At 61.3% G+C, this 10486-nt stretch carries 6 protein-coding genes; 1 reads left to right on the top strand and 5 read right to left on the bottom strand.

The window, feature by feature from the left end; all coding sequences use genetic code 11:
• Nucleotides 1-389 precede the first annotated feature (389 nt).
• The 5 genes from ACMLHG_RS05330 to ACMLHG_RS05350 all read right to left on the bottom strand — a co-directional run bounded on the left by ACMLHG_RS05330 (nucleotide 390) and on the right by ACMLHG_RS05350 (nucleotide 8806).
• The gene (locus tag ACMLHG_RS05330) at nucleotides 390-1883 is read right to left on the bottom strand and encodes an excinuclease ABC subunit UvrC (protein WP_295809396.1); all 1494 of its coding nucleotides are present in this window, start codon (nucleotides 1881-1883) and stop codon (nucleotides 390-392) included.
• 78 nt (nucleotides 1884-1961) lie between these two features.
• Nucleotides 1962-2717 carry a YebC/PmpR family DNA-binding transcriptional regulator gene (locus tag ACMLHG_RS05335; protein ID WP_294433969.1) on the bottom strand — a complete coding sequence of 252 codons (756 nt, stop codon included), beginning with the start codon at nucleotides 2715-2717 and terminating at the stop codon, nucleotides 1962-1964.
• Between the two features lie 120 nt (nucleotides 2718-2837).
• Nucleotides 2838-5396, bottom strand: coding sequence for a leucine--tRNA ligase (gene leuS, locus ACMLHG_RS05340; RefSeq protein WP_417169809.1), 2559 nt, complete (start codon nucleotides 5394-5396; stop codon nucleotides 2838-2840).
• Nucleotides 5397-5487: 91 nt separating this feature from the next.
• Complete coding sequence (locus ACMLHG_RS05345) at nucleotides 5488-6624, bottom strand: glycosyltransferase (protein WP_294433974.1); 1137 nt, start codon at nucleotides 6622-6624, stop codon at nucleotides 5488-5490.
• Between the two features lie 70 nt (nucleotides 6625-6694).
• Complete coding sequence (locus tag ACMLHG_RS05350; RefSeq protein WP_294433976.1) at nucleotides 6695-8806, bottom strand: polyribonucleotide nucleotidyltransferase; 2112 nt, start codon at nucleotides 8804-8806, stop codon at nucleotides 6695-6697.
• A 413-nt stretch (nucleotides 8807-9219) separates the two neighbouring features.
• Here ACMLHG_RS05350 and ACMLHG_RS05355 point away from each other — a divergent pair, with 413 nt between their 5' ends.
• A complete protein-coding gene (locus ACMLHG_RS05355) occupies nucleotides 9220-10353 on the top strand; it encodes a GntR family transcriptional regulator (protein ID WP_417169810.1) in 1134 nt (377 codons plus the stop codon).
• The last annotated feature ends 133 nt before the right edge of the window (nucleotides 10354-10486 follow it).

Raw genomic sequence — 10486 nt, forward strand, 5'->3', positions numbered from 1 at the left:
AAATCGAATCCAACCTCTCCGCACGCGAAGAGAATACACCATTCAAATCAATCGCCATCAAACAATTATATGCGGGATAAGTTTCTTCAGGCGGATGTCAGACATTCACAATTGCAAGGGAGATTTGCAAGCTGAACGACAGGTCATTCCAGAAACTCCTCTTGAAATGGGTTTAGAGCTGAAAATACGATATCTCTTCTCCCGAAGAGTTCGCGGGAGATATTCGGCCATATTCTCCACAACGATTTCAGAAGCGGGACTGGGAGAGTCTGCTTTTCTCGTCTCACGACGACGTCCACGATTGCCGCACCATTCCTGCGTCATCAGCATTATGAAATTGTCGAAAAACGAGGCAGAAAACGCTCACCACGTCTCCCCTTCCCGCAAAATCAGTTCGACGGGGCCGGAGGCGGCGGCACCGGGCGGGAGGCGAGGTTGTCGAGGATCTTCCGGGCGACGGTTTCCCCGATGCCCGGAACCTTTTCCGCAATCTCTTCGACCGACGCCTTCTTCAATCGCGCCAACGAACCGAAGGCGCGCAACAGCTGTTTCTTCCGGATGTCGCCGACTCCCGGAATCTCATCCAGCCGCGACTGCTCAATCCGGCGGTTGCGCAGTTCCCGGTGGTACGTAATGGCGAATCGGTGCGCCTCATCCCGGAGCGCCTGCAGCATCCGCAATGCCGGATCGTGCCGGCTCAGCACGATCGGTTCGCTCCGGCCGGGCAGGTAGATCTCCTCGTTCCGCTTGGCCAGCCCGATCACCGGCAGCGGCGGGCAGCCGATCTCCACCAGCGCGTCGATCGCCGCCGAAAGCTGCCCTTTGCCGCCGTCGACCATCACCAGATCCGGCAACGGGCGTTTCTCCTCCAGCAACCGCGAGAAGTGGCGCACCAGTACCTCGTGCATCATCGCAAAATCGTCGCTCTGGTGCACGGTCCGAATCCGGAACCGGCGGTAGTTCTCCCGGTCCGGCCGCCCCCCGCGGAACGCCACCAGACTCGCCACCGCCAGCTTGCCCAGTATGTTCGAAATATCAAATCCGATGATCCGGTCCGGCATCTTTTCCAGCCCCAGGACCCGCCCCAGCGCGTTGACCGCCGCCATGCCCGGCGCCGCATCCGGCAGTTCCGGCCGCCAGAACGCCCGGCTCCGACGCCCGAAGACGCTCTCCAGATTGGTCAATACATCCCGCAGACGGGCCGCCTTCTCAAACTGCTGCGCCTGCGCCGCCGCAAGCATGTTGGCGCGCACCGTTTCGGAAAGTTCCCGGATGTCCCCCTGCAGCACCGCCACCGCCTGTTCCACCCGTTTCCGGTACTCCTCCGGAGTGACCGCGCCCACGCAGGGCGCACAGCACTCCTTGACGATCCGAGTAAGACAGCGGCGGCGGGTCTCTTCGTCCGGCTCAGAGTCGCGGCAGGCACGCAATCCGAAGTGCGCCAGCAGAAACTCCAGCGTCATCCGCAGCGCCCCTCCCCGCGGAAAAGGTCCGAAATACTGCGCGCCGTCGTTCTTCTTCAACCGCGCCAGCTTGAGCGTCGGGAACTTCTCCCGCCAATCCACCTTGAGCAGGAGATAGCGCTTGTCGTCGCGCATGAGCACGTTGTAGTGCGGCGCAAAATCCTTGATCAGCCGCGACTCCAGAATCAGCGCCTCATCCTCGGAACGCACCGTCTCATAACTCCAGTCGTCGATCGAATGGATCAGCGAACGCAGTTTCGCATCCGCCCGCGCCACCCGCGACGGCTGAAAGTAGGAGCTCATCCGGCGGCGCAGATTCGACGCCTTGCCGACGTAGATCACCTTGCCGAAACGGTCCCGGAAGACGTACACTCCCGGCTTCGACGGGATCTCCGACGGGTGAAATTCCGATTTCTGCATGGCGGAAGCTCCTTTCTCTCCAGACGAAAAAAGCGGCAGTCCGCCGGGACCGCCGCTTCCTTTTCCACCGGAAAACTGTTACTCTTCCTCGAGCTGATCGGCGATCGAATCGGCGATCTCGTAGTTGGCGGTGACCAGCTGAACGTCGTCGAGCTCTTCCATCCGCTCGACCAGACGCAGCACCTGACGCGCAATCGCCGGATCGGTGATCTCCGTCACCATGTCGGGACGGCGGATCAGCTCCGCCTCGTCGGTCGGAATCCCCTTCTCCTCAAAGAGCTTGACCAGAGCTTCGAAGTTTTCCGGATCAGCCCAGACCTCCGCCACGCCATCCTCGACCGTGAGGTCATTGGCGCCCGCGTCGAGCACGAGATCCATCAGCTTCTCCTCGTCGGCCCAGTCGCCGGTGATGACGAAATGCGCCTGGCGGCGGAACATCCGCGCCACCGCGCCGGAACCGGCCATGTTGCCGTTGTTGCGGTCGAAGACCATGCGCACATCGCTGATCGAACGGTTCTTGTTGTCGGTCAGGCACTCGACCATGACCGCCACACCGCCCGGCGCATACCCTTCGTAGACGATCTCCTCGAAGACCGCGTCGCCCAGCTCGCCCACGCCCTTCTTGATGGCGCGCTCGATGTTGGCGTTCGGCATGTTGACCGCCTTCGCCGAAGTCAGCGCGGAACGGAGCCGCGGATTCGCATCCGGATCGGCGCCGCCCATCTTGGCGGCGACCATGATCTCCTTGGCGATACGGGAGAAGGCCTTTCCTTTGACCTTATCGGCGGCCTCTTTCTTGTGCTTGATATTTGCCCATTTGCTGTGACCGGACATACTGACACTCTCCAGACTGTTTGAAATGATTTGATATATTCATATAAATTAACACGTAAACGGCGGATTTTCAAGCGCTCTCTTCTGGAAAGCACAGGAAGAATCCGCCGCTCCCCGCCGTCAGCCGACGACGATGTTGACCAGACGGCCCGGCACGCAGATCACTTTGCGGATCTGGCGGCCGTTGATCGCGGCCTGCACCTCGGGCGACCCCAGCGCGATTTCACGCGCGATCTCTTCGCTGCAGCCGACCGGCATCATCAGCCGCGCCTTCGGCTTGCCGAGCACCTGCACGAGAATCTCCACCTCGTTCACCTTGAGGTGCGCCTCGTCCCACGCCGGCCACGGCACGTAGGCGATCGTCCCCTCATGCCCGAGCATCGACCAGAGCTCCTCGCAGAGGTGGGGGGCAAAAGGCGAAAGCAGCAGCACGAAGGTCTCCGCCGCTTCGCGCGGCACCTCCTTCAGTTTCGAGAACTCATTCAGGCAGATCATCAGCTGGCTGATCGCGGTGTTGAAATTGAACGTTTCAATGTCCTGCGTCACCTTCTTGATCGTGGCATGGAGCAGCCGCAACTGCTCAGGCGTGCACGGAACATCCGCCACCGGGGTCTCCGCCACCAGCCGCCAGGCGCGCTTGAGGAAGCGGTACACCCCTTCCACCCCCTTGGTGCTCCACGGCTTGGTCGCTTCGAGCGGCCCCATGAACATTTCGTAGAGCCGCATGCTGTCGGCGCCGTAGTCGCGGATCACATCGTCCGGATTGACCACGTTGCGCAGCGACTTGGACATCTTGGCCGGGAATTCGGTCAGGGGTTCGCGGTCGGAGATGCGGACCGGACCATCCGGCGTGAACTCCACCTGGTCGGTCGGCACCAGCACGCCGCGGCGATCCTTGTAGCTCGTCCCGAGGATCATCCCCTGGTTGACCAGCTTGAGGAACGGCTCCTTCGTGGAGACCAGCCCGAGGTCGAAGAGCACCTTGTGCCAGAACCGGGCGTAGAGCAGGTGAAGCACCGCGTGTTCCGCACCGCCGACGTAGAGATCGACCGGCATCCAGTAGCGCTCCTTCGCCGGATCCCACGCCGCATCCGGATTCTTCGGGTCGATGTAGCGCAGATAGTACCAGCAGGAACCCGCCCACTGCGGCATCGTGTTGGTTTCGCGACGGCCGCGGCGGCCGGTGGCCGGATCCACATAGTTGACCCAATCCTTCGCCTTCGCCAGCGGCGGCTCCCCGGTCCCGGAGGGTTTGAAGTCCGCCATCTCCGGCAGATTCACCGGCAGTTCGGAGTCGTTGACCAGCTCGATCGAACCATCTTCGTAGTGGACGATCGGGAACGGCTCGCCCCAGTAGCGCTGGCGGCTGAAGAGCCAGTCGCGCAGCTTGTATTTGACCGCCTCACGGCCGAGGCCGCGTTCGGCCAGCCACTTCGTCGCGGCGGGCTTGGACTCCTTCACCGAAAGTCCGTTGAGGTTGAGTCCCTCGTCGTTGGCGGAGTTGATGAGCTTGCCCTCCCCGGTCCAGCACGCCTTGCCGGCGAGCACGGCGGCGACGTCGCAGTTCTCCGCTGCGGCGGCCGCCGGGTCCGGCTCGATGATGCACTTGACCGGCAGCCCGAAGGTCTGCGCAAATTCGAAGTCACGCGTATCGTGCGCCGGCACCGCCATGATCGCGCCGGTGCCGTAGCTCACCAAGACGTAGTCGGCGATCCAGATCGGAATCTTCACGCCGTTGACCGGATTGATTGCGTACGCACCGGTGAAGGCGCCGGTCTTCTCGGTGGAGAGTTCGGTCCGGGCGAGGTCGGTCTTCTTCGTCGCCGCCTCCCGGTAGGCGTCGACCGCGGCGCGGCACTCCGGCGTAGTCAGCTTCGAAACCAGCGGATGCTCCGGCGCGAGCACCATGTAGGTCGCGCCAAAGAGCGTATCCGGCCGGGTGGTGTAGACGGTGATCCGGTCGCCGGCGGTGGTATCGAAGATCACCTCCGCACCGGTGGATTTGCCGATCCAGTTGCGCTGCATCTCCTTGATGCCTTCCGGCCAGTCGAGATCGTCGAGGTCGTTGAGCAGCCGCTCGGCGTATTCGGTAATCCGCAGCATCCACTGCTTCATCGGGCGGCGCTCCACCGGATGGTTGCCGCGTTCACTGCGCCCGTCGATCACCTCTTCGTTGGCGAGCACGGTTCCGAGCGCCGGGCACCAGTTGACCGCCACCTCGTCGAGGTAGGCCAGCCCCTTCTTGTAAAGCTGCATGAAGATCCACTGGGTCCACTTGAAGTAGTTCGGATCGGTGGTGTTGATTTCGCGATCCCAGTCATAGCTGAAGCCGAGCGACTTGATCTGACGGCGGAAATTGTCGACGTTCTTCTTCGTGGTCACCGCCGGATGGGTTCCGGTCTCCACGGCGTACTGTTCCGCGGGCAGCCCGAACGCGTCCCACCCCATCGGATGAAGCACGTTGAAGTTGCGCATCCGCTTGTAGCGGCAGAGGATGTCGGTCGCGGTATACCCCTCGGGATGGCCGACGTGCAACCCCGCCCCGGAGGGATAGGGGAACATATCCAGCGCGTAGAATTTCGGCCGTTCGTCAAAATCGACCGCCCGGAACGTGTGGTTCTTCTCCCAGTACTCCTGCCATTTCTTTTCAATCGCGGTAAAATCGTATTCGCGTGCCATATTCCACCTGTTCTGCGTTAAAACTGAAATGATTCCATAACATACACGTCAAACGCCGGCAATGCAATTTTTTTTAACGGTTTTCCGGCATTCAGAGCGCAAAGCCGTGCTTCCGGGCGATTTCGCGCAGGAATCCGGCCGCGCAGGCGGGGTCCGGCTCCGCCCAGCGCCATTGGGGATAGGGGTAGATCCGCTGCGGGTCCACCACCGGAACCAGCCGGTAATCCACCGCATAGCAGTTCGGACCGTGGAAGAAATCCATGTTGCCGGACCAGCCGGTCGCCACCGTCTCCAGCCCGAACCGGATCGCTTCAAAAATGGTCAATCCATACCCTTCCGAACGGTGGAGCGAAAGGTAGATGTCGCTCTTCCGATAGAGATCGTCCAGCTCCTCCTGCTTGAGAAAGGCGTCGAGCAGCCGGATGTTCGGCGCGCCTGCCGCGGCCCGCTGCAGAGCCTCCCACCCGGCCGGATACATGCCGGGCCGGGAGATTTTGAGCAGAAGCTCCACATCACGGCGGTCGCCAAACGCCTGCCGAAACGCCTCGACCGCCGCCAGCGGATTCTTCCGTTCGAACCCGGACCCGGCGTCGAAAATGTAGAGCACCCGGAGCACGCCGTCGGCAGCGAAGGGGCGCGGTTTTCCGGTGAGTGTTCCAGTCTCCGGATACGGCACCACCTTCAGCGGCTTTGCCGTATGACGCCCGACCGCGTCGCGTACAAAACGGGTCGGCACCCACACTTCATGCAGATAGTCGAGCGATTCACACCACCAGTCGGGAATGTCCTCCAGCTCCCACGTCCAGTGGCCGACGATGCGCTTGCCCCGCAGAAACCGCCGCCCCATCCGGGCGAGCGCAATCAGGAACCAGCGCGGATTCTGGTAGACGACCACCGTTCCCGGCGCGCCATCCTCCGGCAGAGAGCGGCAGTCGTACACTTCGCCGTCGAACGGAAGCGTCTCCGCCTGCCCCATCGCGGCGGTAAGGTCGATGCCGTAAGCCGCCCTCCCCTCTTTCCGGAAAGCGGCGAGCTGAGCGCGCGCTCCGGAGGCGATTCCGGCGTGGGAACGGAAGTACCCCGCCACATAGACCGGCGCCCCCTCCGGCACCTCCGGCGGAGTTCCCGCCCGGTCGAGCGAACGTTTTGCCGCCGCGGCGAGCAGGTTCTCCCGGGTGAGCCCGGGGAAAATCCGCTGGACCGGGTCCAGCAGCCAGCGCATTGCCATACCACCATCCTCCCATGACAAAACGGGCGCGGAAAATCCGCGCCCGTGAAACACACTCCGTCAGACGATCTTACTCGCCGAGCTCCTTGAGCGCCGCCTTGCGGCTCAGACGGATCTTGCCGGACTGATCGATGTCGATCACCTTGACCGTGACATACTGCCCCTCTTCGCAGATGTCGGTCACCTTGTTGACACGGTAATCGGCCATCTCCGAAATGTGGAGCAATCCATCCACGCCGGGCAGAATCTCGACGAAGGCGCCGAAGTCGCGGATGGTCACCACTTTGCCGCGGTAGATCTTGCCGATCTCCGCCTCGGCGGTGCTGCCGAGAATCCGCTCCTTGGCCGCTTCGAGGTGCGCCTTGTCGGGCGCCATGATCTTGACGCTGCCGTCCTCTTCGATGTCGATGCTGGTGCCGGTTTCCTCGGTGATCGCACGGATGTTCTTGCCGCCGGGGCCGATCAGCGCGCCGATCTTCTCCGGATTGATCTGGATCACTTCCAGCCGCGGCGCGCGGCTGCTGACCTCCGGACGCGGCGCCGGGATGCACGCTTCGATCACGTCGAGGATCTTCAGCCGGGCAATCCGGTTGCGCTCCATCCCTTCGCACAGCAGGTCGATCGGAATGCCGGGCAGCTTGAGGTCGAGCTGGAAGCCGGTGATTCCGTCGCGGGTGCCGCAGACCTTGAAGTCCATGTCGCCAAAGTGGTCCTCGGCGCCGATGATGTCGGTGAGCAGCAGCCGCTCGCCGTTCTCACCGGTCACCAGACCGCAGCTGATGCCGGCCACCGGAGCGGTGATCGGCACGCCCGCATCCATCAGCGCGAGCGTGGCGCCGCAGACCGACGCCATCGAGGTCGAACCATTCGAGCTCATGATCTCGGAGACACAGCGCACGACGTAGGGGAAGTCCTTCGGAACCACCTTGCTGACCGAACGCTCGGCCAGGTTGCCGTGCCCGATTTCGCGGCGGCCCGGACCGGTGATCCGGCCCACTTCGCCGACGCTGAAGTTCGGGAAGTTGTAGTGCAGATAGAAGCGCTTCTTGGCAATGCCGGTCTCGCTGGTGAGATCATCGTACTCCTGCGCATCCTTCTCGTTGCCGAGGGTGGCGAGCACCAGCGCCTGGGTTTCACCGCGCGAGAAGAGCGCGCTGCCGTGAACCACCGGCAGAACACCGACCTCCGCCGAAAGCGGACGGATTTCGGTGATCGAACGGCCGTCGGGCCGGAACTGCTTGGTGAGAATCACATTGCGGGTGACGGTGCGGACGAGGTCATCGAACCCCTTGGCGGTCTCCAGCGCGAACTGGTTGTCGTCCATGTCGGCGAAGTCGGCGCGCAGCGCCTTGCGGGCGTCGTCGCGCAGCGCATCCATCGCATTCATGCGGTCCTCTTTGCCCGGGATGGTGCAGACCCCTTCGATGCGGTCGGCGCAGAAGGTTTCGAGCGCCTTCTTGAGCGCTTCCGGAACCGGGTAGAGTTTGTACTCCTTCTTCGGGCGGCCGGCCTTTTTCGCCAGCTCGATCTGCGCTTCGCACTGCTTGCAGATCGCCTTGTCGGCGGCGTACATCGCCTCCTTCATCTGCTGTTCGCTGACGAACTCGGCTTCGCCTTCGATCATGATGACCTGGCCGGGACGGCCGGCGTAGATGAGCTCCAGTTTGCTCTGCTCCATCTGAGCGCGGGTCGGATTGATGACATACTTGCCGTCGATGAGGCCGACGCGGACCGCGCCGATCGGCCCCTGGAACGGCAGGTCGGAGAGCATCAAACTCGCCGAGGCGCCGACCATGGCGAGCACATCCGGCTCATTGACGCCGTCGGCGGAGAGCAGCACGCTGGAGATCTGCACCTCGTCGAAGAAGTAGTCGGGGAAGAGCGGCCGGATCGGCCGGTCGATCATACGGCAGGTCAGAATCTCCTTGGTGGAGGGGCGGCCTTCCCGCTTGATGTATCCGCCGGGGAACTTGCCGGCGGCGCTGTACTTCTCGCGATAGTCGACCTGGAGCGGGAAGAAGTCGGTCCCTTCCCGCGGGGCGCCCGAGCAGGCGGCAGTCAAAACGATGGTGTCGCCGAGGCGGACCAGGCAGGAGCCGTTGGCGAGTTTGGCAACTTTGCCGGTGGAGATTTCCATGGTTCTCTCGCCGTCGAACTGGAAAACGATCTTTTCTTCAGCCATGATAGTATCCTTTTCTGAAGGTTGAACGGAAAGAGGAAAAGGACGATTCTGGATCGGATTCCGGCCGCGTGCGGGGTCCTCCCCCCTGCCGCAACCGGCTCCGGGCCGACTCGCGGAATCCCGGTATCAACTCCCGGAATTCTGTTCCCGGACGCTGATAACGACCGAATTCCACAAAATCAAGTCAAAACCGGAACCGTCTTTTCTCTCTAGACTTATCTGTAATATAACGCATAGTTCCGACGAAAACAAGCACCCGGCGACAGAAAATACGCGCTTTCTCAACACGCCCCCAGTTCCGCCTCACAATTGTATTTTTTTTACGAAATTTCAAACAATGCGCTTGACATCGATCCTCTTTTTTGGTATAATAATAGACAAATGCACGATAATTTAATACAATTTGTTTAAAAATGAAATATAACAGCAAAGCAGTTCGTCTCGCCGATGTGATCGTGCAGGACATCTGGAGCGGCAATTACGATCGCGGCAAATATCTGCCGGGGGAGGATGCGCTGGCGGAAAACTATCAGGTTTCGCGCACCACCATCCGGCGGGTGCTGGACATTCTGAACAAGGAAGGCGTGCTCATCAAGGAACCGAACCGCGGCACTCTGATCAATCCCGACCTCAAACAGCAGACGGCCAAGCCGGCGACGACCGGGAAAACGGTGACCATCGGCGCCATCTGGGCCGGGTTCCCCGATGCGATGACCATCGGCATTGCGGATGGAATCAAGGCGTTCGCCAGCGAAAAGAAGATGGGATTTCAGCTTTTTCAGAGCACCGAAGGGCATGCGAAAGTGCTGGATTATCTGCTCCATATCGATGAACTCGGTGTCGCGGGAGTGATCCTTCTGCCTTACAACTTCCCCGGATACGCCGATGCGCTCCGGCGGCTGAAACAGCGGCGTTTCCCGATGGTCTGCGTCGACCGGCCGGTGACGGGAGTGGAACTCTCCTGCATCGAAGTGGACAACGCCGGCGGCGTCTACCGCGCGGTGGTGAAACTGCTGGTTGCCTTTCGCCGTCCGGTCCATTACCTGGGGGCGCAACCGGGGAACCGGACCCAGCGGCTGCGCTATCAGGGCTACCTCCACGCGATGAATGACAGCGGTTTCGAGCAGGAGATTCAGCGTTGCACACACTTCTACCCCCCGACCGACAACGATCCGGAATTCTGGCCGGTGGAAAAGAAACTGGAACCGCCATACATCGTCGCCCTGGACATCTTGCGCAATGCAACTCTGCCGGTCAGCATCATGGCGATGAACGACTACGCTGCCCGCAGCGTCTATCGCGCGGCGGAGGAGCTGAAACTTCGCGTCGGCCGGGACATCATGCTCTTCGGATTCGACGATCTGCCGCTGGCCAGCTGTCTGGAGTGTCCGTTGAGTTCCGTCCGCCAGCCGCGGCGGGAGATCGGATTTGAAGCGGCCAAACTGCTCTGTGAAGAGATTGACGGCAAGCTCTCTCAGCCGGTAACCAAAGTTCTTCCGGTCGAACTGATGGAACGCAATTCGAGCAGAAATTGTCTCGAGAGGTAATTTCAAAAGTTTTTAATTTGGGGGGATGAAAAAAAGAGGCAGAAGGTTCATTTTAACTTAGGGGTAGCAAACCTGGAGGAAAAATGAACGATCTGCCGAAGCTTTACTTTACAATGGAAACATATCTTTTTCC

The sequence above is a fragment of the Victivallis sp. genome (assembly GCF_048170485.1).
Lineage (GTDB): Bacteria > Verrucomicrobiota > Lentisphaeria > Victivallales > Victivallaceae > Victivallis.